The organism is Aestuariivita boseongensis (assembly GCF_001262635.1).
In the GTDB taxonomy this organism is placed as follows: Bacteria; Pseudomonadota; Alphaproteobacteria; order Rhodobacterales; family Rhodobacteraceae; genus Aestuariivita; species Aestuariivita boseongensis.
This window is the reverse complement of the sequence record NZ_JXYH01000005.1, coordinates 1-26,994: the sequence shown is the minus strand read 5'-3', so window position 1 is coordinate 26,994 and position 26,994 is coordinate 1. Positions and strand designations below refer to the sequence as shown.

Annotated in this window: 28 protein-coding genes; 17 read left to right on the top strand and 11 right to left on the bottom strand. The window is 62.8% G+C overall.

Translation table 11 applies throughout. From position 1 onward, the window contains the following. From TR61_RS03400 to TR61_RS03355, 10 genes are all read left to right on the top strand, one after another. A complete protein-coding gene (locus tag TR61_RS03400) occupies positions 1–1,218 on the top strand; it encodes a glycosyltransferase family protein (RefSeq protein ID WP_245626808.1) in 1,218 nt (405 codons plus the stop codon). Further along, complete coding sequence (locus TR61_RS03395) at positions 1,215–2,462, top strand: glycosyltransferase family 4 protein (RefSeq protein ID WP_050928162.1); 1,248 nt, start codon at positions 1,215–1,217, stop codon at positions 2,460–2,462. The genes TR61_RS03400 and TR61_RS03395 overlap by 4 nt, the downstream gene beginning before the upstream one ends. Continuing rightward, a complete protein-coding gene (locus TR61_RS03390; protein ID WP_050928161.1) occupies positions 2,459–3,538 on the top strand; it encodes a glycosyltransferase family 4 protein in 1,080 nt (359 codons plus the stop codon). Before TR61_RS03395 ends, TR61_RS03390 begins: the two co-directional genes overlap by 4 nt. Continuing rightward, positions 3,535–4,122: a histidine phosphatase family protein gene (locus TR61_RS03385; RefSeq protein WP_050928160.1), complete on the top strand. Its 588-nt coding sequence runs from the start codon at positions 3,535–3,537 to the stop codon at positions 4,120–4,122. Before TR61_RS03390 ends, TR61_RS03385 begins: the two co-directional genes overlap by 4 nt. Then, positions 4,119–5,255 carry a glycosyltransferase family protein gene (locus TR61_RS03380; RefSeq protein WP_050928159.1) on the top strand — a complete coding sequence of 379 codons (1,137 nt, stop codon included), beginning with the start codon at positions 4,119–4,121 and terminating at the stop codon, positions 5,253–5,255. Before TR61_RS03385 ends, TR61_RS03380 begins: the two co-directional genes overlap by 4 nt. After that, positions 5,252–6,010, top strand: a complete 759-nt coding sequence (locus tag TR61_RS03375) for a polysaccharide deacetylase family protein (protein WP_050928158.1) — start codon at positions 5,252–5,254, stop codon at positions 6,008–6,010. Before TR61_RS03380 ends, TR61_RS03375 begins: the two co-directional genes overlap by 4 nt. Beyond that, positions 6,007–6,483: a class I SAM-dependent methyltransferase gene (locus TR61_RS03370; protein WP_050928157.1), complete on the top strand. Its 477-nt coding sequence runs from the start codon at positions 6,007–6,009 to the stop codon at positions 6,481–6,483. Before TR61_RS03375 ends, TR61_RS03370 begins: the two co-directional genes overlap by 4 nt. Before the next feature lie 69 nt (positions 6,484–6,552). Further along, positions 6,553–7,245: a DUF1045 domain-containing protein gene (locus TR61_RS03365; RefSeq protein ID WP_050928156.1), complete on the top strand. Its 693-nt coding sequence runs from the start codon at positions 6,553–6,555 to the stop codon at positions 7,243–7,245. Positions 7,246–7,353: 108 nt separating this feature from the next. Continuing rightward, entirely contained in the window at positions 7,354–8,043 is a 690-nt protein-coding gene (gene rpe / locus TR61_RS03360) for a ribulose-phosphate 3-epimerase (RefSeq protein WP_050928155.1), read from the top strand. Then, positions 8,036–8,782, top strand: coding sequence for a 2-dehydro-3-deoxygalactonokinase (locus TR61_RS03355; RefSeq protein ID WP_050928154.1), 747 nt, complete (start codon positions 8,036–8,038; stop codon positions 8,780–8,782). Before rpe ends, TR61_RS03355 begins: the two co-directional genes overlap by 8 nt. Before the next feature lie 60 nt (positions 8,783–8,842). Here the strand turns inward: TR61_RS03355 and TR61_RS03350 are convergent, their stop codons facing one another. Genes TR61_RS03350 through TR61_RS03300 form a run of 11 tightly spaced genes read right to left on the bottom strand, consistent with a single transcriptional unit; the run spans position 8,843 to position 20,822 of the window. After that, positions 8,843–10,336, bottom strand: a complete 1,494-nt coding sequence (locus TR61_RS03350; RefSeq protein ID WP_050928153.1) for a class I adenylate-forming enzyme family protein — start codon at positions 10,334–10,336, stop codon at positions 8,843–8,845. Further along, positions 10,333–11,109: an oxepin-CoA hydrolase, alternative type gene (locus TR61_RS03345; protein ID WP_050928152.1), complete on the bottom strand. Its 777-nt coding sequence runs from the start codon at positions 11,107–11,109 to the stop codon at positions 10,333–10,335. Before TR61_RS03345 ends, TR61_RS03350 begins: the two co-directional genes overlap by 4 nt. After that, on the bottom strand, positions 11,106–11,540 hold the full coding sequence (locus TR61_RS03340) for a PaaI family thioesterase (RefSeq protein WP_245626807.1): 435 nt from the start codon (positions 11,538–11,540) through the stop codon (positions 11,106–11,108). Before TR61_RS03340 ends, TR61_RS03345 begins: the two co-directional genes overlap by 4 nt. Next, positions 11,521–12,642 carry an acyl-CoA dehydrogenase family protein gene (locus tag TR61_RS03335; RefSeq protein WP_050928150.1) on the bottom strand — a complete coding sequence of 374 codons (1,122 nt, stop codon included), beginning with the start codon at positions 12,640–12,642 and terminating at the stop codon, positions 11,521–11,523. Before TR61_RS03335 ends, TR61_RS03340 begins: the two co-directional genes overlap by 20 nt. Beyond that, positions 12,639–13,838, bottom strand: a complete 1,200-nt coding sequence (locus TR61_RS03330; protein ID WP_050928149.1) for an acyl-CoA dehydrogenase family protein — start codon at positions 13,836–13,838, stop codon at positions 12,639–12,641. Before TR61_RS03330 ends, TR61_RS03335 begins: the two co-directional genes overlap by 4 nt. Positions 13,839–13,848: 10 nt before the next feature. Beyond that, positions 13,849–15,027 carry an acetyl-CoA C-acyltransferase gene (locus TR61_RS03325; RefSeq protein WP_050928148.1) on the bottom strand — a complete coding sequence of 393 codons (1,179 nt, stop codon included), beginning with the start codon at positions 15,025–15,027 and terminating at the stop codon, positions 13,849–13,851. Then, complete coding sequence (locus TR61_RS03320; RefSeq protein WP_050928147.1) at positions 15,027–17,120, bottom strand: FAD-dependent oxidoreductase; 2,094 nt, start codon at positions 17,118–17,120, stop codon at positions 15,027–15,029. Before TR61_RS03320 ends, TR61_RS03325 begins: the two co-directional genes overlap by 1 nt. A gap of 21 nt (positions 17,121–17,141) precedes the next feature. Beyond that, complete coding sequence (locus TR61_RS03315; protein WP_050928146.1) at positions 17,142–17,918, bottom strand: IclR family transcriptional regulator; 777 nt, start codon at positions 17,916–17,918, stop codon at positions 17,142–17,144. Further along, positions 17,915–19,255: a TRAP transporter large permease gene (locus tag TR61_RS03310; RefSeq protein ID WP_050928145.1), complete on the bottom strand. Its 1,341-nt coding sequence runs from the start codon at positions 19,253–19,255 to the stop codon at positions 17,915–17,917. The genes TR61_RS03315 and TR61_RS03310 overlap by 4 nt, the downstream gene beginning before the upstream one ends. Continuing rightward, the gene (locus tag TR61_RS03305) at positions 19,255–19,767 is read right to left on the bottom strand and encodes a TRAP transporter small permease (protein WP_050928144.1); all 513 of its coding nucleotides are present in this window, start codon (positions 19,765–19,767) and stop codon (positions 19,255–19,257) included. The genes TR61_RS03310 and TR61_RS03305 overlap by 1 nt, the downstream gene beginning before the upstream one ends. Then, positions 19,767–20,822, bottom strand: a complete 1,056-nt coding sequence (locus tag TR61_RS03300; protein ID WP_050928143.1) for a C4-dicarboxylate TRAP transporter substrate-binding protein — start codon at positions 20,820–20,822, stop codon at positions 19,767–19,769. The genes TR61_RS03305 and TR61_RS03300 overlap by 1 nt, the downstream gene beginning before the upstream one ends. Positions 20,823–21,000: 178 nt before the next feature. Here TR61_RS03300 and TR61_RS03295 point away from each other — a divergent pair, with 178 nt between their 5' ends. From TR61_RS03295 to TR61_RS03265, 7 genes are all read left to right on the top strand, one after another. Further along, positions 21,001–21,636: a TetR/AcrR family transcriptional regulator gene (locus TR61_RS03295; protein WP_172676926.1), complete on the top strand. Its 636-nt coding sequence runs from the start codon at positions 21,001–21,003 to the stop codon at positions 21,634–21,636. Positions 21,637–21,681: 45 nt separating this feature from the next. Beyond that, on the top strand, positions 21,682–22,737 hold the full coding sequence (locus TR61_RS03290; RefSeq protein WP_050928141.1) for a C4-dicarboxylate TRAP transporter substrate-binding protein: 1,056 nt from the start codon (positions 21,682–21,684) through the stop codon (positions 22,735–22,737). Between the two features lie 6 nt (positions 22,738–22,743). Continuing rightward, a complete protein-coding gene (locus tag TR61_RS03285; RefSeq protein ID WP_050928140.1) occupies positions 22,744–23,262 on the top strand; it encodes a TRAP transporter small permease subunit in 519 nt (172 codons plus the stop codon). A gap of 109 nt (positions 23,263–23,371) precedes the next feature. After that, positions 23,372–24,679 carry a TRAP transporter large permease gene (locus TR61_RS03280; RefSeq protein ID WP_050928139.1) on the top strand — a complete coding sequence of 436 codons (1,308 nt, stop codon included), beginning with the start codon at positions 23,372–23,374 and terminating at the stop codon, positions 24,677–24,679. Between the two features lie 55 nt (positions 24,680–24,734). After that, a complete protein-coding gene (locus TR61_RS03275; RefSeq protein WP_050928138.1) occupies positions 24,735–25,511 on the top strand; it encodes a cyclase family protein in 777 nt (258 codons plus the stop codon). Between the two features lie 5 nt (positions 25,512–25,516). Continuing rightward, the gene (locus TR61_RS03270; RefSeq protein WP_050928137.1) at positions 25,517–26,443 is read left to right on the top strand and encodes a fumarylacetoacetate hydrolase family protein; all 927 of its coding nucleotides are present in this window, start codon (positions 25,517–25,519) and stop codon (positions 26,441–26,443) included. Then, complete coding sequence (locus tag TR61_RS03265; RefSeq protein WP_050928136.1) at positions 26,440–26,940, top strand: OsmC family protein; 501 nt, start codon at positions 26,440–26,442, stop codon at positions 26,938–26,940. The genes TR61_RS03270 and TR61_RS03265 overlap by 4 nt, the downstream gene beginning before the upstream one ends. Positions 26,941–26,994 lie beyond the last annotated feature (54 nt).

Sequence of the window (26,994 nt, the reverse complement as noted above, 5' to 3'; positions counted from 1 at the left end):
ATGGCGCAGGCGAAACTTACCCCCATTCAGACCAGACGGGCCCCGCGCGTCATGCTCTACAGCCATGACACGTTCGGTCTGGGCCATCTGCGCCGCTCGCGCCTTTTGGCGACGTCGATCACGGCTGCGGATCCGACCGCATCAGCGCTGATCCTGACCGGATCACCTGTGGCGGGGCGGTTCACCTTTCCGCGCGGTGTCGACCATATCCGCCTGCCGGGGGTGACGAAGCTGGCCGATGGCTCCTATGCCTCGGCCACGATGGGGACGGATATCGAAACCACCACCAATCTGCGCGCCGGCCTGATCCAGTCTGCGGCGGAACAGTTCGACCCGGATCTTCTGATCGTCGACAAGGAACCCACCGGCTTCCGTGGGGAGCTTCTGCCGACGCTGGAAGAACTTCTGGCGCGCGGGAAAACCAAACTTGTGCTTGGTCTGCGCGAGGTTCTGGACGCGCCCGATGTCCTTGCCGCCGAATGGGAGCGCAAAGGGTCGGTTGCTGCGACCGAAAGGTTCTATCACGACATCTGGATATACGGGTTGCAGTCGATCTATGACCCGACGCAGGGCCTGCCCTTCAGCCCGGCGGTGCGCGCACGAATGCATTGGACAGGCTATCTGCGCCGCACCGTGCCGGATGACGTCACCGCACCCGATGAGCCTTACATCCTGGTCACACCGGGCGGCGGCGGCGATGGCGAAGTCCTGGTCGATCTGGTTCTGCAGGCCTATGAGAAAGACCCCGAACTCGGCCCGCCCGCCAAATTCGTCTATGGACCGTTCCTGTCGGGCGACACCCGCCGCGCGTTCGAGGCGCGGGTGGAAAAGCTGGATGGCCGCGTTACCACCGTGGGCTTCGAATCCGAGATGGAGGCGCTTTTGTCTGGCGCGCAGGGCGTGATCTGCATGGGGGGTTACAACACCTTTTGCGAGGTGCTGTCCTTCGACAAGCCCGCCGTGATTCTGCCGCGCCGCGTGCCCCGGCTGGAACAGTATATCCGCGCCTCCAAGGCCGAGGAACTGGGCCTGTGCCGGATGCTGGACGAGGAACGCGATGGCCTGACCGCCGATGCGATGATCGCCGCCATTGCCGCGCTGCCCGATCAACGGCCGCCTTCCGCCGCCTTTGTTGACGGTCTTCTGGATGGGCTTGAGACGGTGAACGAACGGGTGCGTGCGCTGCTTTCCGACAGATCAAGCTGCGCGGCGGAATGACCGACCCCACACCGCCCCTGGGCGTCGTGGTCAAAGGCTGGCCGCGCCTGTCCGAGACCTTTATCGCGCAGGAACTGGTTGCGCTGGAAGAGGCCGGGCACCGGTTTGACATCTGGTCGCTGCGCCATCCCACCGACACCAAGACGCACCCGCTGCATGACCGGCTGCGCGCCCGGGTGCGGTATCTGCCCGAATACCTCTGGCAGGAACCCGCGCGCGTCTGGGCGGCCCGCGATGCGGCGCAGCGTTTGCCGGGATATGGCGCCGCCTATGCCGTTTGGCGCAAGGATCTGCGGCGCGATTTGACCACGAACCGCATTCGCCGGTTTGGGCAGGCCTGCGTTCTTGCCACCGAACTGCCCGCAGGCACCCGCGCGCTTTACGCGCATTTCCTGCATACGCCATCATCGGTCGCGCGATATGCCGCGATCATGCGCGGCCTGCCCTGGAGCTTTTCGGCCCATGCGAAGGACATCTGGACCTCGCCCGAATGGGAGCTTCACGAAAAGCTGGACCCCGCGCAGCACGGGGCGGCCTTTGGCGCGACCTGCACCCGGTTCGGCGCGGAGCACCTGCGCGGGCTGTCCGCCGATCCGGGGCGGATCGACCTGATCTATCACGGGCTGGATCTCGCGCGGTTTCCCGCTCCGCCGGGTCGGAAAAGGCGCGGGGCCGGCGATGCGTTTCACATGCTTTCGGTCGGGCGACTGGTCGAAAAAAAGGGATTTGACCGGCTGATCGATGCGCTGGCGCTGTTGCCGGGCCATGTGGACTGGCACTGGGTCCATATCGGCGGTGGCGATCTGAAAGACCGGCTTGCCGAACGGGCAGAGGCTGCAGGCATTGCGCGACGCATCACATGGCGCGGGGCCTGCGACCAGCCTGAGGTGATCGCGGCCATGCGCGACGCGGACCTTTTCGTTCTGCCCAGCCGGATCGCTGCGGATGGCGACCGCGACGGTCTGCCCAATGTGCTTATGGAGGCGGCCTCGCAAAAGCTGCCGATCCTGTCCACGCCGGTCTCTGCCATCCCGGAGTTCATCGAAAGCGGTGTGCATGGGCTGTTGGTGTCCGACGAGCCAGCCAGCCTTGCACAGGCTATGGCACAGATGGCAGGTGATCCCGTCGGCACGGCACGGATGGCCGAGGCAGCCTATGACAGGCTGACAACGAACTTCCTGATGCATCCCGGCATCGCTCGGCTGTCGCGCAGGCTTGCCTCTCTCACCGGGGAAGCGACATGAGGCCCATTGCCTTCTACGCCCCGCTGAAATCGCCGCGTCACCCCACAGCTTCGGGCGACCGGCAGATTGCGCGTAACCTGATGGCCGCTTTGGCGCAGGGCTTTGAACGGCCGGTCACGCTTGCCTCTGAACTGCGGAGTTTTGAGCCGAAAGGCAATGCGGACACCCAAAGGCAGCTGATGGCAGAGGCCCAATCAGAAGCCACGCGTGTTCTGCGTGATTTGCCTGACCCGGCGATCTGGGTGACCTATCACAATTACTACAAGGCCCCAGATCTGATCGGGCCGGTGGTCAGCAAACGCGTGGGCATTCCCTATGTTCAGATCGAGGCCACGCGCGCAAAATCACGGCTGACAGGCCCCTGGGCAGATTTCGCCGAAATGGCCCATCTGGCCAGCGACGCAGCCGATGTGATCTTTCATTTCACCGGCAATGACCGGATCGCTTTGGAACGGGACCGATGCGCAGACCAGCAGATCGTGGAACTGCCCCCGTTTCTGGATCGCGACACGATGCCGGCAGCATCGGATCACTCTGGCCCGATGCTGGCCGTTGGCATGATGCGGCAAGGCGACAAGCTGGCCTCGTACCGGTTGATTGCCGAAACACTCAGCCATCTTCGCCGCCCCGACTGGCGGCTGGACATTGCAGGCGACGGCGAAGCGCGGGTCGAGGTCCAGGCGCTTTTTGCGCCCTTTGGCAACCGCGTGCGGTTTCTGGGCGCTTTGTCTCGCGAAGATCTGGCACAGGCTTACGCCAAGGCGTCGCTTCTTCTCTGGCCCGGGGTGAATGAGGCTTTTGGCATGGCCTATCTGGAAGCGCAGGCCGCCGGTCTGCCGGTGGTCGCTCAGGACAGGCCCGGCGTGCGTGATGTGCTGGTGCCTGGCGTTTATCCAACGCCGGAAGAGGGGCCTGCAGCCTTGGCCAAACGGGTTGACCACCTGCTTGCTGATCCGGAACTGTCGCGGAAGTTCAGCGAAGAGGCCCGCGCTTATGTACAGGCGCGGCACCTGCGCCCGGCCGCAATTGGCATCCTGCGAAACACACTTGGCCCGCTGATGGAGGGAACAGAATGACGAAACTTGCCCTTCTCAGACACGGGCATACCGCCTGGAACCGCGCGGGCCAGATCCAGGGGCGCAGCGATATCCCACTGGAAGACGATGCGCGGGCCAACCTGGCGCAACTGGCTCTGCCCCGGCCCTGGGACGGGGCCGATCTGGTGGCTAGCCCCCTGTCGCGCGCGCAGGAAACGGCCGCGCTGGTGGGCGGACGCCCGCCGGCAACAGCACCTGAGTTGATCGAGATGAACTGGGGCGATTGGGAAGGCCAGAAAGGTCTGGAATTGAAGGCCGACCCGAATTCAGGCTTCCGCGATATCGAGGAATGGGGCTGGTCTTATCGCCCGCCCGGCGGGGAAAGCCCGGCCGAGGTTTGGGCACGGCTTCAGCGTTGGGTCGCCGGGCTAAGCCGCGACACGGTCGCGGTTACGCATATCGGAATCATGCGCGTGTTGCTGGCACGCGCGACCGGCTGGGATTTCGAAGGCCCCGCGCCGTTCCAGATCAAACGCAACAGGTTGTTCGTGCTGGATCTGTCGAACGGCCTGAGCGTGGCCGAAGCCGAACCCGTGCGCCTGATCGACAGGCCCGCGGAATGAATATCCTGATCGTCGTGACCCATCTTCTGGGCACCGGCCACCTGCGCCGCGCGATGATGCTTGCGCGTGCCTTTGCCGGGGGCGGGCATCAGGTGACATTGGCCTCGGGCGGCACCGAAGTGCCAGGGCTTGAGACCGCGGGCATCAATCTGGTGCAACTGCCGCCGCTGAAATCGGATGGGACGAATTTCACGACGCTTCTGACAGACGACGGGGTGCGTGCCGACGCCGCCTATCTGGCCCGGCGGCTGGACAGGCTTCTGGACTGCATCAAGGACGGCCCTGATGTTCTGATCACCGAGCTTTTCCCCTTTGGAAGGCGGGTCCTTGCCCCGGAATTATTGGACATACTGGACGCCGCCCAGCGCCTGCCGCGCCCGCCGAAAATCCTCTGTTCGATCCGGGATATCCTTGCGCCACCCTCGAAACCCGCCAAGGCCGAGCGTGCCGATCAGATCATCGCGCAGTACTACGACGCCGTTCTTGTGCATTCCGACAAGGCCGCCACACCGCTTGAGATCAGCTGGCCTGTCTCCGACGCCTTGCGTGCCAAGCTGCGCTATACCGGGTTCGTGGCCCCACCGGCGCCAGAGCCCCATCCTGACCGTGCCGGAGAGGGCGAAGTGCTGGTCAGCGCAGGCGGCGGTGCTGTGGGCCTGCCGGTTTTCGAAACCGCGTTACGGGCCGCGAGGCTGACGCCCGCATTGCACTGGCGCCTGTTGGTGGGCGGGGCTGATCCGGCATCCGCGATCGCCGGGCTTCAGGCCATTGCACCTGAGAACGCCACCGTTGAGCCCGCACGCCCAGATTTTCCGCAGATGCTGAACCACGCCATATGCTCGGTCAGCCTGGCCGGCTACAATACTGCCATGGACCTTCTGCAAACCGGCATCCCTGCCCTTTTGATCCCCTTTGACGATGGCGGCGAAGTGGAACAAACCCTGCGTGCCCAAAGCCTTGCGGCCCTGCCCGGCTTCGACATGCTGCTGAGCGCGGAGCTGAGCGCGGAGGCGATGGCGCAGCATGTGACAAAACTCAGCCAGATGTCCCGTAGGCCCGTTCAGGGGGTTGCCATGAACGGCGCGGCAGAGGCGCTGCGCATCGTGGAAGAAATCGCAGGGGCAAACACATGACCGACTGGACCGCCTTGCACGACGAATTGGCGCAGTGGGAGCGAGAGGGTCTCTCCCTGCCGCTCTGGTGGCGTGATGACGACGCCATTTCTGATAGTGCAGCCTTGCGGCAACTGGCACAGCTGTCACAGAAGACGCAACTGCCGGTGCATATCGCAGTGATCCCGGCCCATGCCGACACAAGCCTCGCGGACTTCCTGTCCGGGACGCCGCACGTGATCCCTCTTGTTCATGGCTGGGCCCATGAAAACCACGCCCCACCCGATCAGAAGAAGACCGAATTCGGCGCGCACCGCCCCCTGGCCGAGATGATCGAGGACGCCGATCGCGGTTTTGGCAAGCTGCACGGGCTTTTCGGGTCGCGGCTGCAGCCGGTTTTCGTGCCGCCATGGAACCGGATCAGCCCGGATCTGGTGGCGGAGTTGCCTCATCTGGGGTTCAAGGTGTTGTCCACCGCCACACCGCGCAAAAGCCGCTGGGCCGCAGAGGGGTTGGAGCAGATCAACACCCATATCGACCCGATCGACTGGAAAGGCACGCGTGGGCTGCTGGACGAGGCATTGCTGGTCGACCGGATCACGCGGCTTTTGCAAGACCGGCGCGCAGGGCGCAGCGACGCCGACGAACCACTGGGCCTTTTGACCCACCACCTTGTACATGATCCCGCGATCTGGTCTTTCTGCGAACGACTGATCGCGGTGCTTCTGTCGGGGCCCGCGCAGCCCTGGCAATTCGGCAAAGGAGACCGCCCATGAGCCGTCTGGACAGCATGCTGCGCAGACTGAGCGCCCAGCGCGACGGGTTGAACTGGGCGGCCCAGCAGATCGGCGATGCGCCAGGCGATGTGCTGGATCTGGGGCTCGGCAATGGGCGCACCTACGACCACCTGCGGGAAATCCTGCCCGATCGGCGCATCTGGGTGATCGACCGTGTGCTGCAATGCCATCCGTCCTGCGTTCCGCCCGATGAAGACTTTCTTGAGGGCGAAGCCGCGCCGATGCTGGAAAAGCTGGCGGGTCTGGGCGTGAAAATCCGGTTGGCGCATTACGATCTGGGCTTTGGCGTCAAGGAACAGGACGTGGCCGAGGCCGCGAAACTCTCGGTGCCGCTGGCCCGGGTGATGTCGTCTGGAGGGCTTCTGATTTCCGGCCAGCCGCTGGTGGGGTTCGAACAGATCGAAGGGCCGGACACCATCGCGCCCGACCGTTACCTGTTCTACCGCGCCTGAAGATCACAGGCTGGTGTCACTGAACTGTCATAAAACCGCGTCACTGCTTCGCCTCAAGGAGCTTTGACCATGACACCCACCCGCTATGCGATCTATTTCATTCCCGATCAGGCCGAGCCATGGGCCGCGTTCTGCACCGCCTGGCTGGGCTGGGATATCGCGGCGGGCAAGGCCGTCGAACACCCCGATATCGCAGGATTGGATCGGCCCGTTTCGGCCATCACGGCGGTGCCCCGCCGATACGGGCTGCATGCGACACTGAAACCCCCATTCCGCCTGCGCGCCGGAAAAACCGCGGCCGCCCTGACCCGTGCGGTGCGGGATCTGGCAAGGGATATCGCACCGGTCACGCTGTCCGGGCTTGACGTGACACCGCTGGGCCGCTTTCTCGCGCTCACCGCGCAGGGCGAGACACGCACCCTCAACGCCGCCGCTGCCCGCATCGTGCGCGAGCTGGACGCGTTCCGTGCCCCGCCCTCGGATCAGGAGCTTGAGCGACGCCGCTCTGCGCACCTGTCGCCCGCGCAGGAGGCGAACTTGAAGCAATGGGGGTATCCCCATGTGCTGGATCAGTTCCGCTTCCACATGACGCTGACCAGCAAGCTTCCCAAGGACGATCAGGCCAGAACGCTTGCCACCCTGCAAAGCCATCTCGCCCCGCTTTTGCCGCGCCCCTTCGTGATCCGCGATATCGCGCTGGTGGGCGAGGATGACGAGGGGTTCTTCCACCTGATCGACCGCTTTGCCCTGAGCGGCGCGTGAAACTGTCCACGCCCTGACGTTTCAGATGGATCAGGACAACAAGCCCTACCGTTCCGGTTCCGGGCAGTCTATATGACCCGCAACATCCCACACCTGAAGGAGAGCCCAATGTCCTTTGACCGCAGCGTAAAGATCGCGCCATCCATCCTGTCGGCGGATTTCGCGAATTTCGGGGCCGAGATCGAAGCGATCGAGGATCAGGGCGCCGATTGGGTCCATGTGGATGTGATGGACGGGCATTTCGTCCCGAACCTGACCTTTGGCCCGCCGGCCGTGGCAGCGTTCCGCAAACATGTCAAAACGGTCATGGATGTGCACCTGATGATTGCGCCGGTCGATCCCTATATCGACGCCTTTTCACAGGCAGGCGCGGATATCCTGACGGCGCATGTCGAAGCAGGGCCGCATATCCACCGGACCCTGCAGGCCATTCGCGGGGCAGGCATGAAAGCGGGCGTCGCGCTGAACCCCGGCACTCCGGCGGAGGCGGTGACCGACCTGCTGGACCTGACCGACCTCATTTGCGTGATGACGGTGAACCCCGGCTTTGGCGGGCAGAAATTCATCGACATGACGACCAAGGTCAAAAAGCTGCGCGCGATGATCGGCGACCGGCCCATACATATCGAGATTGACGGCGGTGTTGACCCAACGACCGCCCCGCAACTGGTGCAGGCAGGTGCAGATGTGCTGGTGGCCGGGTCTGCCGTGTTCCGTGGCGGATCGGTCAGCCAGCCCGAAGTCTATGGCCAAAACATCCGCGCCATTCGCGAGGCGGCGCAGGGCGTGTATGTCTGATCCCGCGTGGCGCGCGGTTCTTGCGAGCGCTGATGGGATCCGCGTCTGGAAGATGGGCGCGGATGGCACGGCCTCTGCCCCGGAAGACCTGTCCAAAGACGCCTTGCCAACCCTTCCCGGTCCCGTGGTAGTGGCCGGTCTGGACATCGCACCACATCCCGTTCCCGCAAAACCTCTGACCGGCACGACCCTTGCCGAAGGCCTGCCACATGTCGCGGCGATCCCGCCCTTGCGGCAAGACAATCCGGCGGCGCGCAGCCATGGGGCCGAAACCGCCATTGCAGGGTATCTGGCGCAGAACCCAAATTTTGATGGCGTTCTGCTCGTCCTGGGGGACGAAACCCTCTGGGCCCATATCTCTGCAGAAGAGGTGGTCAGCTTCCAGGGGTTCCTGACGGCACAGATCGCAGCGGCCCTTGGCGCCCCACAGCCCACCTCCAATGACGCCTTTGACACGGCACTGTCAGAAACGCTCTCGCGCCCGGACCGCCTGGCGCAGCATCTGGCCAGCGACCGCGCGGCTGGGCACGGGCAGGCTTTTGCGCATCTAATCGGGGCCGAAATCGCCTCGGCCAAGCCCTACTGGCTGGGTCAGCCTGTGGTCATCCTGACAGATGACGCACGAAGCGCTGCCTATGCCCATGCGCTGGCAAAACAAGGGGCCTTCGTGGAAGAGGCCGATTTGACCCAAGCCTATCTCGATGGCTTTTGCCTTGCGTGGAAACAGGTCCTGTCCTGATCTTCTTCTTGCTGAAAATACGGAACGCAACGCATGCCCCGCAGCGCAGCGTTCACCGGATCAGCCCAACCGATCGGCAAAGGCCTCCAGCAGCTTATGCTTCAGGATCTTGCCGGTGGGTGCGGCCGGCAAGCTGCTGGCCAGAATGATCCGGCTGGGCCGCTTGTACCCCGTCAGCCGTTCCGCCACGAAATCGCGCAGCGCCTCTGGTGTCAGGTCGCAGCCCACGGGCACCTGGCAGAAGGCCAGCACCTTTTCATCACCATCCTCGACCCGACCAATCACGGCTGACTGCACCACCTGCGGATGATCGTTCAACGCCGCCTCGACCTCGGGCGGATAGACGTTGAAACCGCCGTGGATAATCAGCTCCTTGGTGCGGCTCATGATGTGCAACCGGCCTTCGGCGTCCACGCGCCCCAGATCACCCGTGCGCAACCAGCCATCCGGGCTGAGCGCGGCCGCCGTGGCCTCGGGGTTGCGGAAATAGCCCTTCATCACATTGGGCCCCCGCACGATCACCTCGCCCGCGCCATCCCCGGCACCGGGCACATCGGTGTCGATTCGCATCTCGACCTCCGCAAGCGGCGGACCGACCGAGATATCGGGATCGCCCAGCTTGTTCCGGGTGATATGCGTGGCCGCTGTCGTTTCGGTCATGCCATAGCCGTTCTGCAGCGGCAGGCCATAGAACGCCTCGGCCTTGCGCTTCCACGCCGGATCCAGCGGTGCACCCCCGGACGAAACATAGAACAGATCAGGGCTCTCCAAGCGATCCAGCCCCTGATCCTGCACATGGCGCATCAAAAGCGCGTGCATCTGCGGAACGGCGGGCAAGTGGCTGACGCCAGCCCGCAAAGCAGCCTCCAGCCGTTCGACCGAGAAGCGTGCTTCCAGCAGCGCGGTAGCCCCGGCCGTCAGCGTCGCCGTCAGCATGGAGGCCAGACCGATCACATGGGTTATCGGGGCCACGCCAAAGACGATGTGACCGGGCGCAAGGCTGCGGAACTCTTGCGCGGCACGCCCGGCATAGGTCAGATTGCCATGGGTCAGCATCACGCCCTTGGGCGTGCCAGTCGTGCCAGTCGTATAAAGCAGCACCGCCACATCCGCATCGACCGCCTCGCCATCGCCGTCATCTGGCGCGACCATCAGTTCCCCCAACGCGCCGGTCTGGCGTACAGCGCCCAGACGCTCGCCATGGGCGGCGGCCTCGGCGGAGGCGCCGCTGGTGGTCAGAACGGCTGAGGGGCGGGCATGGGTGCGAATGCGGTCGACCTCATGCGCGGTCATGCGTGCATTGACGGGGATCACGCAGGCACCGGCGCGTGAAGCGCCAAAAAGCGCCGCAACAGCCGCACAGGAGTTTTCGCACAGCACCAGAACCCGGTCGCCGGGTTTGACGCCCATGCCTGACAACGTCTCCTGGACGGCGGTGCAGGCGCGATCCAGATCCGCATAGCTCCACTCCATTCCGGTGGAATCGCGCAGTGCGGGTGCGTCCGGCCTTTCGCGCAGATGCGGGTCGAAAATCTGATGCCAAAGGGGGGTCATTGTCCGAACCTCGGCGCGCGTTTTTCAAGGAACGCAGCGATACCTTCGGCGGCTTCAGAGCCACCGGCGGCGGCGGCCATCCCGTCGCGTTCGGCGTCAAGCTGATCAGCCTCAGAGATCTCATAGGCATCGCTGACAAGCCGGCGGATCACCGATTGCGCCTTACGCGGACCCTTCGCCAGGGCATCGGCCAGTTCGCCAGCGGCCTGATCCGCCGCGCCTTCCGGTACGACACCGTTGATCGCGCCCAGCTCCAGCATACGCTCGGCTGTTACCGGGCGGGCCAGCAAGCACATTTCCATCGCAAGGGGGCGGGGCAGAAGCCGCGCAAGCGACGCCGTCAGCCCGGCATCCGGCACCAGACCGGCTTTCACATAGGCGGCCGTAAATTTGGCCCCTTCAGCGGCCACGATCAGGTCACAGGCCAGCGCCAGCGAAGCGCCAGCGCCCGCAGCACCCCCTTCGACCGCAGCGATCACCGGGACCGGGCAAGCCCGGATGCCGCGCACCAGGTCGTGCAGCTCATCCACCTTTTCGCGGCGTTCCGGCTCCGACAGGTCACGCCGCGCGATCAGCACGTTCAGATCGCCCCCCGCGCAGAAAAACCCGCCTTCGGCCGTCAGGATCACAGCGCGGATACGCTCCTCCTGCGCCAGCGCAAGCGCATCGCGGATCGCCGCATAAAGATCCGGCGACAGCGCCCCGCGCCGCGTCACGTTCATGTTCACGACCACAGCGCGATCGCCGCGATCTTCCATCCGGGCCAAAGTCATGTCGTCCCCCTTGGCGTGATCTTGCGGAACACGCCCATGGCCGTTGCCACCACGCGCCCCGTTCCATCCGCTAATTCACCATGAATATGCGCAATCTTGCGTCCACCACCGGTGTAATGGCCCACGGCGATCACGCGCTGGCCCTTTTCCACCTCCCCCACGAAAGAGATGTTGAGCTGCACCGTCACCAAAGGCGTCAGCGCATCCCCCTCTCCCAACCGCATCGAGGCGGTGAACCCGCAGGCCGCATCCAGCAGCATGGCGATGATCCCGCCATGCAGATGGCCGTTGCGGTTGGTGTGCTGGTCGCGCACATCCAACAATGCGCGACCTTTGCCATCGGGCTGGCCCACATCCACGACGTAATCGACGCTTAACTGTGCGCCCGACCCGCCGCGAATGATGCCATCCTCAGGCGGCGGAAAGCTCAATGAACCGCTCCAGGTGATAATCCGCATCGCCGAACCGGTGGTCGGTCATCACGATGCGCTTGGCGATATGGGCAAGCTCGTATTCCTGCGTCATGGCGATGCCGCCATGGAGCTGGATCGACTCCTCGGCCACCAGACGCCCAACGCGGGAAATCAGGTTCCGCGCACCAGCGATGTTCAGATCCCGGCTGTCGGTCTCCAGATAGCCTGCCGCGTTGATCACGGCAGAGCGCGCCTGCTCCAGCTCGATCAGCATATCCGCCATGCGGTGCTGCAGCGCCTGGAACGTGCCAATGGGTCGCCCGAATTGTTTGCGGGTGCCAAGATATTCATTGGTCAGCGCCGTAGCCGACACCATCGCGCCCAGCACTTCCGCCGCCAGCGCGATATGCGCCAAGGCAAGCGTGTCGTGCAGCGGCTGCCAGCCAGCCCCGACGCCGCCCAATCGGGCGGAGGAGGGCACGCGGACATCATCCAACGTAACTTCCGCCGCGCGGCCACCGGCCAGCATCGGATAGCCACGCATCGTCAGACCCGCTGTATCCGTAGGCACGAGGAACAGAGAGATCCCATCCGTCTCATCCACCGCACCGCTTTCACGGGCCGACACGATCAGATGCCCAGCGGCCTCTGCATTCACGACAACCGCTTTGCGCCCGTTGAGAACGACATCATCACCATCGGCAACGGCGGTGCTTTCCACACGGGTCAGATCATAGCGTGCGCCGGGTTCGCCATGGGCCAGCGCCAGATGTGCAGCCCCGCCGATCACCTCTTCCACCAGATCATCCTGCCCGCCAACGGCGCCCAGCAGACGACCACCCAGAATTGCCGTATCCAGGAAAGGCTCCACAACACCCGCGCGGCCCAGCTCTTCGAACACAACGGCGATGTCGAACCCACCGCCGCCAAAGCCGCCCTGATCCTCGGTGAACAAAGCGCCGATTACGCCCAGTTCGGCCAGTTCTGCCCAGATCTCCGCACTCATGCCCTCGTCACTGTCGAGAATCTTGTTGCGCGTCGCGGTGTCATACTTCTCGCGCAGGTATCGCCGCAGGGTGTCCTGCAGCATTTGCCGTTCTTCAGTCAGATCGAAATTCATCTTCCGCCCCCCATCATCGTCTTGGCGATGATGTTCTTCTGCACCTCGTTCGATCCGCCAAAGATCGACAGTTTGCGATAGTTGAAATACTGCGCCGCCAGCGGGCCCGCGTAATCGGGACCGATGGCCATGTTGTCGCCCTCTACGCTTTCCGAGGGGAACGGCATCGCATAGGGACCCACCGCGCGGCGGGCGAGATCGTTGATCTCCTGACGGATCACGGTGCCTTTGACCTTCAGCATCGAGGCCTCAATCCCGGGCGCTTCGCCAGCCGAGGCTTTGGACACGATCCGCAGGTTCGATGTGGCCAGCGCGCGCAGGTCAATCTCCACCTGCGCGATGCGCGCCGCGAAATGTGGGTTTTGGATCAGGGGCTTACCATTCGCCTTCTCGGCCTTGGCAATGCGCTTCACGCTCTCCAGCCCGGCCTGCGAGAAGCCGACACCGGCGATATTCGTCCGCTCATGTGTCAGCAGGTACTTGGCATAGGTCCAGCCCTTGTTCTCTTCACCCACGAGATTCTCAACGGGCACTTTCACATCCGTGAACCAGACCTCGTTCACCTCATGTGTGCCATCCAGAAGGATGATCGGCCGCACTTCGACGCCGGGTGTGTTCATGTCGATCAGAAGGAAGGAGATCCCTTCCTGCTGCTTGGCATCCGGATCGGTGCGCACAAGGCAGAAGATCCAGTCGGCGTGCTGGCCCAGCGTCGTCCAGGTTTTCTGACCGTTCACAATGTAATGGTCACCCTCTCGCACTGCCTTGGTCTTCAGCGATGCAAGGTCCGAGCCCGCACCCGGTTCGGAATACCCCTGACACCACCAATCGGTGCCATCAAGAATGCGCGGCAGGTAATGGTCCTGCTGCTCTTTCGAGCCGAATTTCATCAGCACCGGCGCCAGCATCGACAGGCCAAAAGGCACAATGCGCGGGGCGTTCGCCTTGGCGGCCTCTTCCTCGAAAATGTGGCGCTGCACGGCGTTCCATGCGGCCCCGCCGAATTCCTTTGGCCAGTTCTGCGCCAGCCAGCCTTTTTCGTTCAGAATGGCGTGCCAGCGCTCCTGATCTTCCTTGGTCAGCGCCTCGTCACCCAGGCGCACCTTTTCCGAAAGCTCCTTGGGCAGCTCATTGGCCATGAATTCCTGCACTTCGGCGCGGAACGCCTGTTCTTCGGGGGAATAGCTGAGGTCCATCGCTGTCTCCTTAGCTGTAGATTTCAAACAATCCGGCAGCACCCATACCGCCGCCGATACACATGGTGACGACGCCGTATTTGGCCTTCCGCCGCTTGCCTTCCAAAAGCAGGTGACCAGTCAGCCGCGCGCCGGTCATGCCGAACGGGTGGCCAATCGCGATGGATCCGCCGTTGACGTTGTATTTATCGGGATCAATGCCCAGGCGGTCACGGGAATAGAGGCATTGCGACGCAAACGCCTCGTTCAGCTCCCACAAGTCGATATCGTCGACCTTCAGCCCATGCCGCTCCAACAGGCGAGGCACGGCAAAAACCGGGCCAATGCCCATCTCATCCGGCTCGCAGCCCGCCACGGCAAAGCCCTTGAACGCGCCCAACGGTTCAAGCCCGCGCTTTTCAGCGTCTTTCGAGTCCATCACCACAACCGCAGCCGCCCCATCCGACAGTTGCGACGCGTTACCGGCGGTCACATAGTTGCCCGGGCCGCGCACCGGATCCAGCCCGGCCAGCCCTTCCAAAGTGGTCTGCGGGCGGTTGCATTCGTCGCGATCCACGGTGACTTCCCGATGCGAGATCTCGCCCGTTTCCTTGTCCTTCACCGCCATGGTGGTCTGCATCGGCACGATCTCATCTGCGAACAGCCCCGCCTCCTGAGCCGCCGCGATGCGTTGTTGGCTCATCAGGCTGAATTCGTCCTGATATTCACGGCTCACGCCATAGCGTTCGGCCACGATATCTGCGGTTTCGATCATGGTCATGTAAATCGCAGGCTTGTTTTTGGCGATCCATGCTTCCTCAACCGATTTCGCCTGCGGCTGAACGAGAGAGATGCTTTCCACACCCCCCGCCACCATCGGCCCTGCGCCTTCCTGCGTGATCGCATTGGCGGCCAGCGCCACGGTCTGCAAGCCCGAGGAACAGAACCGGTTCACCGTCATGCCCGACGCGGAAATCGGCAGGCCTGCCCGCATGGCGATCTGGCGGGCGATGTTCTGGCCGGTCGCGCCCTCGGGAAAGCCGCAGCCGATGGCCACGTCTTCGATCTCGCCCGGGTCGATCCCGGCGCGTTTCACAGCGTGTTCCACCACATGGCCGCCCATCGTGGCGCCGTGGGTGGTGTTGAAAGATCCCCGGAAGGATTTGGCAAGCCCGGTCCGGGCGGTGGATACGATAACGGCTTCGCGCATCACGCGGCCTCCTTGTTCAGATCATCGAAAGTGCGGCCTTCGGCCACGAGTTGTTCCAGCAGCGGTGCGGGCTGCCAGAAGTAATCATCTTCTTCTGCATAGCGTTTGATATCGGCCAGCAATTCAGGCAGCCCCTGCAGGTCGGCCCATTTCAACGGGCCGCCGTGATAGCGCGGGAAGCCGTAGCCAAAGAGCAGTGTCATATCGACATCCAGCGGCCGCCGCGCAATCCCCTCGCCCACGACCTTGGCCGCCTCGTTCACCATCGCGGCCATGTAACGGCGCACGATTTCTTCCTTGGTGAATTCATGCGGTGTAATCCCCTTGGCGGCTCGTTCTGCCTCGATCAGACCCGGCACATCGGGGTTCGGGACACGCGACCGCGGCCCGGCGGCATAATCGTAATATCCCTTGCCGGTCTTCTGCCCGAAATGGCCCTGTTCACATAGACGGTCTGCGAATTCCACGTCGCGCGCTTTGGGGTGCAGCCCCTCGGCCCGTTTGCTCTTGCGCACGGCCCAGCCGATATCAAGGCCCGCCAGATCGCTCACGGCATAGGGACCCATGGCAAAGCCGAACTCTTCCAGTGCCTCGTCGATCTGGAACGGCGTCGCGCCATCCAGGATCATGTGATCCGCTGCCGTACGGTAGGTGGCCAGGATCCGGTTGCCGATGAAGCCGTCACAGACGCCTGCGCGGACGCTGATCTTCTTCAGCTGTTTGCCCAGCGCAAAGCCGGTTGCAACCACGTCGGGCGCGGTCTTGTCAGCAACCACGACTTCGAGAAGCTTCATCACATGCGCGGGCGAGAAGAAGTGCAGCCCGATCACATCCTCAGGCCGCGAGGTCACCGCCGCGATCTCATCCACATTCAGGTAGGATGTGTTCGTCGCCAGCACCGCGCCGGGTTTGCAGACGGCATCCAGCTTGGTGAAGACCTCTTTCTTGACGGACATCTCCTCGAACACGGCTTCGATCACCAGATCGACCTGCCCCAGATCATCATAGGACGTGGTCAGGCTCAGCGCCTTTTCGGTCATCTCCTCGAACTCCGCCTGGCTGATCTTGCCGCGTTTCAAGGCACCGGACAGGTTGCCGGAAATCCGACCTTTGGCGGCCTCTGCCGCCTCGGGTGACATTTCCAGCATGGTGACAGACAGCCCGTTCAAAAGCGCCGCCGTTGCGATGCCTGCGCCCATCGTGCCGCCACCAATCACGCCGATGGCTGACAGCGGGCGCGGCTCCACCCCTTCAAGCTCGGGCAGTTTGCCCACCGCGCGTTCACTGAAAAACGCGTGGATCAGTCCTGCGCGCTGGTCGGTGTTCATCAGATATGTGAACAGCTCGCGTTCGCGCTTCATCCCCTCGTCAAAGGGCAGCTCCGCCGCCGCCTGCACACCGCGCACCGCTGTTGCGGGCGAAATCTGGCCGCGCCCCTTTTGCAGCGTCGCCTCATAGGCCGCGTCAAAGTCGATGGGCTCCGGCCCCGGCATCTCGCTGACGGCACGGCGCGGCGCGCCTTGATCAATCAGCTCCCGCGCATAGGCCAGACCTATCTGGCGCGGGTTGCCTTCGGCGATCCGGTCGATGATGCCCAGCTCCAGCGCCTCTTTCGCGCCGATCTGGCGGCCCGATGTGATCACCTCGATCGACTTTTCCGCACCGATCAAACGGGGCAAGCGCTGCGTACCGCCCGCGCCCGGCATCACGCCGATCAGCACTTCCGGCAATCCCATGCGCGCCGACGGCACCGCGATGCGGTAATGCGAGCCCAAGGCAATCTCAAGCCCACCGCCCAGCGCCGTGCCGTGCATGGCCGACACCACAATCAGGGGCGAGGATTCGATCCGTGTGCACACATCCGGCAGATACGGCTCAAGCGGGGTCTTGCCGAATTCCTTGATATCGGCCCCGGCGAAATAGGTCCGCCCCTCGCCATAGATCAGAACCGCTTTGACGCCGTCCTGTTCGGCGCGCGCGATCCCCTCCAGCAGCCCGTCGCGCACTGCTTTACCCAGCGCGTTCACCGGCGGGTTGTTGGCGGCAAGAATGGCAATATCACCGTGCTTTTCATATTGAATGGCGTCGCTCATGGCGCGTGTCTCTCTCCCTCTTTATCCGCGCCGGGCCAAAGCACTGCTTCGCCCGGTCTTCAATTCCAGATCGCGCACCACATCCCGCAGGGCCGGGCCCACTTCATTCAGCATGCGCGCATCACTCAGCATCTCGGGCAGCGCGCCGCAGGTGAAGGCGACAGGTTCGCCGAATTCGCCTGCGAAATAGGGCACGCTGACCGCGTTGACGGTGGCGGCGTATCGTGTGGGCTGGGGTGCAATCGTGAACCCCCGCCCGACCAGTTGTTCATAGCCATTCTGCCGGAAGGCGCGCAAATCCGCATCCGGGTTCAGCGCCGAAAACCTTGCGTCACTTAAAGAGGCCACAACCGCCTGCCCCGAAGACGATCCGTAAACCGGAATACGGTGCCCCGGTTCCAGCCAGATCGACGCAGTGCCGAAGGGCCGCCATGTCTTGGTCAGCATCATCCGGTCGCCATCGCGCACCGCCATCAGAGCCAGGGTCCCGGTCTTGTCTGCCAGATCCTGCATCGGTCCCGACACAAGGTCGAGGAAATTGGCCGAGGCGGACGCCACCGATCCCACCGCAATCGCCGCCGGGCCCAGCCGGAAGTACCCTGTCTTGCGGTCATGGCTCAGAAAGCCAAGTTCGGTCAGGGTAAAGGTCAGCCGGGTTACCGTCGCCCCCGCCAGCCCCGTGCGCTGCGCGATATCTGAATGCGACAGCCCATCATCCGAGGCACGGAAGGCGCGCAACACGCTCAGGCCACGGGCCAGCGTGTTGGCGAATTTGCGGCTTTCCGACTGGTCCGTCATTGCATGCCGTTCGGGATCAGAAGCGAGATCGCCGGGAAAGCGATAATCAGGATCAGAACGATGATATCCACGCTGAGGAACCGCGCGATACCGGCAAAGATCCGGTCTATCGGCGCGTCGCGGCCCACCACATTGGCGATCACAAAGACGTTCAGCCCCACGGGCGGCGTGATCAGGCCAATCTCAAGCAGTTTGATGACTACGACGCCGAACCAGATCAGGTCCAGGCCATAGGTCTCTACCAGCGGGATCATCAGCGGCAGGGTCAGCACCATGATACCGATTGGATCCAGGAACATGCCCAAAAGCAGGTAAATCAGCGCGATGCAGACCATCAACATGACGACCGACGGATCGGCGGCTGTCACCGCGTTCACGATCACCGGCGCCACGCCGGTCAGCGCGATGAAAGCCACGAAAATCTTGGCGCCGGCGGCAATGAAAAAGATCGCGGCGGTCTGGATGCAGGTTTCCTTGAAGCTTTCCCACAGATCATTCCATGTCAGCTTGCGTTGCAGCACGCCGATCAGGATGGTGGCGGCCACGCAGACGGCGGCGGCTTCGGTCGCCGTGAAGATGCCACCATAGATCCCGCCGATGATCACAACAAACAGCATCACCGCAGGCCAGGCTGCAATGGCTGCGTCCCAACGCTCTTTCGAGCTGTAGGTCTCATGTGACGGCGGTGCGATCTCGGGGTTTTTCCAGACCCAAACGGCGATGACCAGGATAAAGCCGGCCAGCGTCAGAAGACCGGGCAGAACCCCTGCCAGAAACAGCTTCGAGATCGAGGTTTCGGTAAAGATCCCATAGATGATGAACAGAACCGATGGCGGGATCAGCGACCCCAGCGTGCCCCCCGCGGCCACCGAAGCAGTGGCCAGCCGGTTGTCATAGCCCATGCGCATCATTTCGGGCGTGCAGATGCGGCCCATGGTCGAGGCGCAGGCAATGGATGATCCGGTGATCGCCGAAAACCCGCCGCAGCCCATGACGGATGCCATCGCCACCCCGCCCGGCAATCTGGTCAGCCAGACCTTGGCGGCATAATAGATCTTGGTCGTGATCTCGGCCCGATAGGCGATATGGCCCAACGCCACGAATAACGGGATCATCGACAGATTATAGGAATGGATCAGGTCGAACGCGTTTGAAAACGCCATGGACGTGGTCGCGTTCAACGCGCGTTCCGGCATGAATGTGCCGGTGCGGAATGCGAAGATGAAGAAGGTCGCCACCATCGCGACCGACGCCAATGCGAAGGCGATCGGCACGCGCAACGCCAGCAGGATAAGCACCGCCGCGAAGGCGATCATGCCAATGGTCGATGCGTCCATCACTCAGCTTCCGTCAATTCGTGTTTGTCATCGACAATGCCGCCGGACAGGATCACGCGGGTATCGCGGATCACCAGTTCCAACAGCCGGATCCAGCAGGCCCCGATCCCGATCAGGAACAACAGACGACCCGGCCATTTCGGCAGGCCCAGATCGCCGAAATAAAAACTGCCCGAATTCCAGTTCGACAGCAGCTCGCGCCAGCCCGCATAAAGCAGCGGCGTCAGCGCGATAAGCCCGACCAGCGATCCCAGGACGATCAGCCAGGATTTCGTGCGCGGCCCCATCCGGTCCGAGATGAACTCGACACAGACATGCGCACGCTGCGCTGTCGCCGCGGCCAGAGGCAACAAAATGGCGGCCACCATCAGCTCCTGCACCATGATCACGCTGTCGGGAAAGGACGCGCCGAAGACAGCCCGTGCAATCACGTTGCCGGCAATCAGCGCGCCCAAAAGCATGACTGCCAGAGCCGCAAGCCCCAGCAGTACATTTTCAAGTTTGCCCAGCATCAGCTGCCGCCATCTTCCCACGGATAGCCATTGGCATCACGCTCGGCGGTGTATTTGGCAATCAGCTCACGATACTGGCTCAGCAGCGCGTCACCCGGCAGCCCGATGGACGATGCAGTCTTGACCCATTCGCCCAGGAAGGGCTCGCCCATTTCGACCAGCTTGGCGCGCTCGTCCGCAGGCAGTTCGATCACCTCGACTCCCTGTTCCTGCATCAAGGCCACGGCTTTTTCATTCGCCGCGGTGATCATGCGGCCAAACTCGTCCGCCATGTCGCTGCCGGTCTCGTTCAGCACGGCCTGCTGCTCCGGTGTCAGACCATCATAAACATCCTTGTTCATGAAGATCCCCAGACCGCCGACCTGGCCCCAATTCAGGATGGTATAGCTGTCCATAACCTCGGCCTGTTTCAGCGCGGCCACCGCATAGGAATAGCCCTGGCTGCAATCAATCAGGCCGGTGTCCAGGCCCTGATAGGCGTCATAGATCGACATGCGTACCATGTTTGCGCCCATCTCACCGAACACTTTGCCATAGGCACCCACGCCACGCACCTTCAGGCCCGAGATATCGTCGGCGGTGCGGATCGCGGCATCCTTGCAGCCGATGTTCACCTGGCTGGTCGTCCAGGTGCCGATATAGACCAGGTTCTTGTCGGCCAGATCAGCCTGAATTTCAGCCGAATTGCGCATCAGCTCATCTGTGGCGCGCATGCCGACCCAGGCGTCCGGGTTGTTCATCGGCAGGTCTGCAATGCCGTAACCCGCCATTTCCTGCGGGAAATAAACTGCGATCACGCTGCCCATATCGGCCACACCGTCGCGGATCGAAGGCACGGACGCATTCGCCTTGAACAGCGCCCCGCCCCATTGAATGTCGATCCGCAGATCGCCGGCCGAACGTTCCGCCACCTGATCGGCAAACCATTGCAGGGCGGCGGCGCGCGCACCGCGGTTAGGCCCTGCCTCCCCATGGATCAGAACGGTCTCTGCATAGGCTGCACCACCGAACACAGCCATCGAAGCGGCCAGCACGGCCCCTTTCATGAATGACATGAAAATTCCTCCCATTTTCACTATGCGAAATTGCGTTTCGCATTTGCGAGTGCACACTGATGCAGCCCCCGGATTCTTGCAAGCGGTTTTTCCCCGCCTTGAGAGAATCCGCCCATCACGCACGCAAGATGCTTGACTGATCGTTCAGTCAGTATTTTGATGCATCGCCATGGGGGAGTTGAAACACCAAGATTCGCAAAGCTCTGGCCGCGACCGCATTCTTGACGCGGCCGAGATCGCCTTTGCCGATGACGGCTTTTCCGGCGCAGGCATGAAGGCCATCGCGCAAAAGGCCGGTGTGGCGCAGGGGCTGCTGCATTATCACTTCACCAACAAGGAAGGGCTCTATGCCGCGGTGATCGAACGGCGATCGGGCATCATCAATGCCGAACGGCTGGAACGGCTGGCCGCGGTCGACCTGACCGCGCCCGATGCGGTGGCCCGGATCCTGCGCGCCCTCATGGAGCCGCCCCTTGGCCCCAAGGGTGGCGGTCGCGCTTATGCGCGCATTCTGGCGGGTCTGACCGTGGGGGACGCCCGTGACGCCGAACTGGTGCGCCTGCATTATGATGACACCGCCGCCCGCTTTATCGACGCGCTGCACACGGCCCTGCCCGGCGCATCTCGCGCGGCGATCAGCTGGGGGTACAACCTGGCGATTGGCACGCTTGTGGCCGCCGTCTCCAACTCGGGCCGCCCCGAACGGCTGGGTGGCGCAGACCCTGACAAAACCCAACAGGAAGACGTGCTCAACACGCTCACCACTTACGTCGAAGGCGGCATCCGCGCCCTGATCGCGCCACCGCCAGATTAACCCCGGCCCTGCCGGATCCGTTTTTTTTGGGAGGAAAAGACTGCAATGAAACTGAAACACCTTGCTCTTGCCAGCGCCCTTGTCGCCACGCCCGTGGCCGCCATCGCGCAGGATTACAACGTCACCATCGCCGCCGGTCACCCGCCGGTCTTTCGCTGGGTCAAGATGATCTCGGACGTGTTCGTGCCCACGGTTACAGAACAGGTCGAAGCGGCAGGCCGCTCCATCTCCTTCTCCGAACAATATGGCGGATCGCTCGCCAAGGTGGGCGAGGAACTTGAAGCGGTCGAGGCTGGACTGGCCGAAATCGGCACATGCCAGGCGCTCTTTGATCCGGCGAAACTCGCCGTGCAGAACGTGACCTATTATACGCCCTTCACCACGTCGGATCTGGGCAAGGTGTCCACGATCATCGACGACATGCACGCCAACCTGCCCGCCATGACCGAAGCCTATGGCGAAAACGGTGTGGTTTATCTGGGCGCGCCCATCGTGATCGACGATTACCTGCTGATGACGAACTTCCCGGTTAATTCGCTGGCCGATCTGGACGGCCGCAAGGTCGCCGCCCCAGGGGCCGCCATCAATTGGCTCTCGGGCACCGGTGCCGTGGGCGTGTCGGGCAACCTGACGACCTATTACAACGAGCTGAAAACAGGCGTCTATGACGGCGTGATCGTCTTCGCCTCTGCAGCGCTGCCCGGCAAATTGTTCGAGGTCGCGCCCTTCATCACCAAAGCAGGTCTCGGCGCGCAATATGCCGGTTCGCTCTGCGCGAATGAGGCGTGGTATGACAGCCTGCCGCAAGAAGCCAAGGATGCGCTGGCCGCAGGCGCGGACGCGGCCCAAGCCTGGTATGTCGACCAACTCGAAGCCGCCGTCACTGCGTCGCTGACTGCGATGGGTGAGGCAGGTGCGACCATCCAGGACGCCCCTGACGGCATGCGCGAAGCCTGGGCCGCTGGCATGGACAACGCCGCGCGTGAATGGGCCGACAGCCTTGACGCACAGGGCAAGCCAGCCTCCGAAGTTCTGACGAACTACATGACGGCCATGCGCGACGCGGGTGCCACGCCCTTGCGCAACTGGGATACCGAGTAACCCTCGATGTCCGACACCACCACCCCGCAGCGGGAGCCTCTCCCGCTGCGATTGCTTGACGGTATCACCCAAGGGCTGAACGTGGCAGGATCAACGCTGATCCTGCTGCTTATGACCCTTGTAGGGATCGACGTGGCAGGGCGGAACCTGGCCGGCAACCCCATCAGCGGCGTGCCGGAACTGGTGACGCTCTCCATCGTCGCTATCGTCTTTCTGCAAATCCCCGCCGCCCTCAGGCAAGGTCGCATGACCCAATCCGATGCCTTCATCGGTTGGCTCACCCGTACCTATCCGACAATCGGAAATCTGCTGGCAACGCTCTTCGATCTGATCGCCATCGCTGTGATCTGGGTGATCTTACGCGAGACCTGGCCCATCTTCACCCGCGCCTGGGACCGCGGCGAGTTCGTCGGTGCCGTGGGTGATTTCGCCGCCCCCGTCTGGCCCGTAAAACTGATCCTCATCCTGGGCGGATCCGTCCTGATCCTGCAATTTGCCGCCCGCATCTGGAGGCGCTACCGATGACAAGGCATTTCGAAATGCCTTGGACCAAGCGGTTTCGAAACCGCTTCCCAAGCCTGTTCGAACAGGCTTCATCCAAGCCGCTTCGAAGCGGTTTGCCCGAGGCACCCAGATGACCCCGTTCGACATCGGCCTCCTGTCGCTCCTTGCCATGGGCGTTGCCGTGATGGCGGGCATGTTTGTACCCATCGCGCTGATGGTCTGCTCCTTCGTGGGTGTCTGGGCGATCAAAGGCTCCCCCGTTCTGGCTTCCAAACTCCTCGCGTTGGCCGCCAATGACGCCATCTCCAGCTATTTCTTCGGCGTCGTGCCCCTTTTCGTGCTGATGGGCTTCATCGTGTCCGAGGCAGGCTTCGGCCGCGACGCCTTCGACGTGGCCAATGCCGCCTTCCGCAGGCTCAAAGGTGGGCTTGGCGTCGGTACAGTCGGCGCAAACGCCATCTTCGCCGCGATCACCGGCATCTCCATCGCCTCTGCTGCCGTTTTCACCAAGATCGCCGTCCCGCAAATGATCCGCCACGGTTATACCCCGCGCTTTGCGACAGGTGTGGTCGCCGGGTCCTCCGTCCTGGGCATGATGATCCCCCCGTCCCTTCTCCTCATCCTATTCGGCATCCTCGCCGAACAAAGTATCGGAGATCTCTTCATCGCAGGCATCGGCCCCGGCCTCCTGCTCGCCATCTTCTTCTCCCTGGGCATCGTCGCCATGGCGATCTTCACCCCCCGCTTCGTGGGCTCCCCGGATGAGGCCGACATCCCCAGCCTCCCCCGATCCGAGCTTCTGAAAAAAGCCCTCCCCATTGCGAGCCTCATCATCCTAGTCCTGGGCGGCATCTACGCGGGCATCTTCACCCCCGTCGAGGCCGGTGCCATGGGCGCCATCGGCGCACTGGTCTTGGGCTTCGCGATGGGCCGCCTGACGCTCAAATCCCTCTGGACCGTTCTGGTTGAGACCGGCCTGGTCACAGCCACCGTCTGTTTCCTGATCATCGCCGCACAGATGTATTCGCGCATGTTGGCGCTCTCCGGCGTGCCCGCAGGCCTCGGCTCCCTCGCGACAGATGCCGAGCTGGGGTACTGGGGCATCATCCTGATCTACTGCGCCATCGTGATCGCGATGGGCATGATCCTGGACAGCTCGTCCATCATGCTGATCCTCGTGCCGCTGATGCTGCCTGTGGTGATCCCAATGAATATCGACCTGATCTGGTTCGGCATCATCACCGTTTTGGCGGTGGAAATCGGCCTGCTCACCCCGCCTTTCGGGATATCGGTCTATGTGATCAAGGCCACGCTCGATGATCCCAACATCACCTTGGGCGATATCTTCAAAGGGGCAGCACCCTTTGCGCTGATCATGCTGCTCGTCCTGGGCCTCGTCCTGGCCTTTCCTGCAATCGCCACCGGATTGTTACGCTAACCCGCCTGAGACCGCCCATCAGGGCGGGCGATGCCCCTGATAGAAGGAGCCCTAAATGCCCCGACGCTATATCGACCTCTCTGTCCCGCTGGAAACCGGCATCGCCTCGGACCCGCCGATGATGCTGCCCGAGATCGAATACATGGATCACCAGCAAACCGCCGAACAGGTAATGATGTTCTTTCCGGGCCTTCGACGCGAAGACCTGCCCGGCGGCGAAGGCTGGGCCATCGAACGGCTGCAGATCGCCACCCATAACGGCACGCATGTGGACGCGCCCTATCACTACCATTCGACGATGAACAAAGGCGAGCGCGCCATGACCATCGACGAGGTGCCACTGGAATGGTGTTATGGCAACGGTGTGAAATTCGACTTCCGCGAGGTGCCGGACGGCCATGTTGTGACCCCGCTTGAGATCGAAGCCGAACTGGCCCGCATCGGCCATACCCTCCAACCTCTGGATATCGTCGTGGTGAACACCTCCGCCGGCGAAGCCTATGGCCGCGACGATTACCTGATGAAGGGCTGCGGTTTCGGCCGGGATGCCACGAATTACCTTACCTCCAAAGGGGTCCGCATGGTCGGCACCGACGCGTGGAGCTGGGACGCGCCCTTCGGCTACACCGCACAGGAATACGCCAAGACGGGTGACGCCTCCATCATCTGGGAAGGCCACCGCGCGGGCATGGATCAGGGCTATTGCCAGATCGAGAAAATGACGAACCTCGATCAACTGCCCGACACCGGCTTCACCGTCTCTGCCTTTCCGTTCAAGATCAAAGCCGCCTCTGCCGGGTTCACCCGCGCCGTGGCCATTATCGAGGAGTAAGCCAAATGCGCCTTGGAACTGTCTGCTATGAAAACCGCGAACGCGTCGTTGCCGATCTGGGCGAAGGCCGCATGCTGGATCTGCATCTGGCCGCCGAGCATGCCCATGAGAACGAAGCACTCTTCATCGACATGCTGTCCGTCATCTATGGCGGCGATGAAGCGCTCGCACTGGCGCAATCCTTGATCGATAACGCCCAGGATGCCGCGATCCTGCTGGAGGAGGAAATCACCTTCCGCCCGCCCATCCTGCCCGTGCAATACCGCGATTGCCTGGTGTTCGAGACGCATCTGAAAAACAGCTTCGCCCAGGCCGAAAAGATGACAGGCCGCCCCTTTGCCATCCCGCCTGTCTGGTACGATCAGCCGATCTATTACAAAGGCAACCGGATGAGCTTCATCGGCCATAAGGAAGATGTCATCTGGCCAAACTACGCACAATTCCTGGATGTGGAGCTGGAGATGGCCATCATCATCGGTAAGAAGGGTAAGGATATCTCCGCCGCCGATGGGCCTGCGCATATCTTTGGCTATTCCATCCTGAACGACGTCTCGGCCCGCGATGCGCAGATGGTCGAAATGCCCGGCCAGCTGGGCCCGGCCAAGGGCAAGGATTTCGACACGGGCAATATCCTCGGCCCCTGGATCGTGACGGCGGATGAGGTGCCTCACCCCGCCGCCCTCGACATGGAGGTATCGGTCAACGGCGAACGCTGGGGTGGCGGGAACTCCTCCCAGATGCACCATGATTTCGGGCGGATCATCGAACATATCTCCGCCTCCGAAACGCTCTATCCGGGCGAGGTGATCGGGTCAGGCACAGTCGGCACCGGCTGCGGGTTGGAGATCGGCAAACATCTGCAACCCGGCGACCAGTTCGACCTGACGATTGAGAAAATCGGCACGCTCACAAATCGGATCGTGAAGTCATGAGCGTCGATCTCGACCAAATGCCCCAAACCGCACAGGTGCAGTTCAACTGTACGGGCACCGCCGTGGGCAAGATGCGCAATGAACTGGCCGTCGACATGGTGAGGCCCTTCCACGAAAGCTTCCAGCTCGCCTCGGACGAAGGCGCTTTTCACGGCGGCGACGCCTCGGCCCCACCGCCTCTTGCCTTATTCGTCGCCGGACTGACCGGCTGCCTGATGACCCAGATCCGCGCCTTTGCCAAACGGCTGGGCGTAACACTGACCGATCTGAAGGTGGAAACCCGCGTGGTCTGGGACTGGCAAAAAGCGGGCCGCGTGTACGAAACCGCACCCAACAGTTTCGAGATCGACGTGCTGATCGACAGCCCCGACGCGTTCGAAGACACGGTGGCCCTGGTTCATGCGGCGCAAAAGGGCTGCTTTCTGGAGCAGACCCTTGGCCAGCAAAACAAAATCCGCCACCGGATTTTGCGCGATGGGGATTATGTGGAGATCTGACCGGAAGGCAGACCCGTGGCGGGCCGGTCGGATGGGTATTTGAAGCCAGAAAGA

Bases quoted from the DNA above. Each gene is read 5' to 3' on its own strand.
- TR61_RS03265 (WP_050928136.1), top strand. From the start codon at position 26,440: ATGAGCGTCGATCTCGACCAAATGCCCCAAACCGCACAGGTGCAGTTC.
- TR61_RS03285 (WP_050928140.1), top strand. From the start codon at position 22,744: ATGTCCGACACCACCACCCCGCAGCGGGAGCCTCTCCCGCTGCGATTG.
- TR61_RS03400 (WP_245626808.1), top strand. From the start codon at position 1: ATGGCGCAGGCGAAACTTACCCCCATTCAGACCAGACGGGCCCCGCGC.
- TR61_RS03290 (WP_050928141.1), top strand. From the start codon at position 21,682: ATGAAACTGAAACACCTTGCTCTTGCCAGCGCCCTTGTCGCCACGCCC.
- TR61_RS03395 (WP_050928162.1), top strand. From the start codon at position 1,215: ATGACCGACCCCACACCGCCCCTGGGCGTCGTGGTCAAAGGCTGGCCG.
- TR61_RS03305 (WP_050928144.1), bottom strand. From the start codon at position 19,767: ATGCTGGGCAAACTTGAAAATGTACTGCTGGGGCTTGCGGCTCTGGCA.
- TR61_RS03350 (WP_050928153.1), bottom strand. From the start codon at position 10,336: ATGACCCCCCTTTGGCATCAGATTTTCGACCCGCATCTGCGCGAAAGG.
- TR61_RS03325 (WP_050928148.1), bottom strand. From the start codon at position 15,027: ATGCGCGAAGCCGTTATCGTATCCACCGCCCGGACCGGGCTTGCCAAA.
- TR61_RS03320 (WP_050928147.1), bottom strand. From the start codon at position 17,120: ATGAGCGACGCCATTCAATATGAAAAGCACGGTGATATTGCCATTCTT.
- TR61_RS03280 (WP_050928139.1), top strand. From the start codon at position 23,372: ATGACCCCGTTCGACATCGGCCTCCTGTCGCTCCTTGCCATGGGCGTT.
- TR61_RS03310 (WP_050928145.1), bottom strand. From the start codon at position 19,255: ATGGACGCATCGACCATTGGCATGATCGCCTTCGCGGCGGTGCTTATC.
- TR61_RS03365 (WP_050928156.1), top strand. From the start codon at position 6,553: ATGACACCCACCCGCTATGCGATCTATTTCATTCCCGATCAGGCCGAG.
- TR61_RS03275 (WP_050928138.1), top strand. From the start codon at position 24,735: ATGCCCCGACGCTATATCGACCTCTCTGTCCCGCTGGAAACCGGCATC.
- TR61_RS03330 (WP_050928149.1), bottom strand. From the start codon at position 13,838: ATGGACCTCAGCTATTCCCCCGAAGAACAGGCGTTCCGCGCCGAAGTG.
- TR61_RS03375 (WP_050928158.1), top strand. From the start codon at position 5,252: ATGACCGACTGGACCGCCTTGCACGACGAATTGGCGCAGTGGGAGCGA.
- TR61_RS03335 (WP_050928150.1), bottom strand. From the start codon at position 12,642: ATGAATTTCGATCTGACTGAAGAACGGCAAATGCTGCAGGACACCCTG.
- TR61_RS03300 (WP_050928143.1), bottom strand. From the start codon at position 20,822: ATGTCATTCATGAAAGGGGCCGTGCTGGCCGCTTCGATGGCTGTGTTC.
- TR61_RS03370 (WP_050928157.1), top strand. From the start codon at position 6,007: ATGAGCCGTCTGGACAGCATGCTGCGCAGACTGAGCGCCCAGCGCGAC.
- TR61_RS03345 (WP_050928152.1), bottom strand. From the start codon at position 11,109: ATGACTTTGGCCCGGATGGAAGATCGCGGCGATCGCGCTGTGGTCGTG.
- rpe (WP_050928155.1), top strand. From the start codon at position 7,354: ATGTCCTTTGACCGCAGCGTAAAGATCGCGCCATCCATCCTGTCGGCG.
- TR61_RS03385 (WP_050928160.1), top strand. From the start codon at position 3,535: ATGACGAAACTTGCCCTTCTCAGACACGGGCATACCGCCTGGAACCGC.
- TR61_RS03355 (WP_050928154.1), top strand. From the start codon at position 8,036: ATGTCTGATCCCGCGTGGCGCGCGGTTCTTGCGAGCGCTGATGGGATC.
- TR61_RS03390 (WP_050928161.1), top strand. From the start codon at position 2,459: ATGAGGCCCATTGCCTTCTACGCCCCGCTGAAATCGCCGCGTCACCCC.
- TR61_RS03270 (WP_050928137.1), top strand. From the start codon at position 25,517: ATGCGCCTTGGAACTGTCTGCTATGAAAACCGCGAACGCGTCGTTGCC.
- TR61_RS03315 (WP_050928146.1), bottom strand. From the start codon at position 17,918: ATGACGGACCAGTCGGAAAGCCGCAAATTCGCCAACACGCTGGCCCGT.
- TR61_RS03380 (WP_050928159.1), top strand. From the start codon at position 4,119: ATGAATATCCTGATCGTCGTGACCCATCTTCTGGGCACCGGCCACCTG.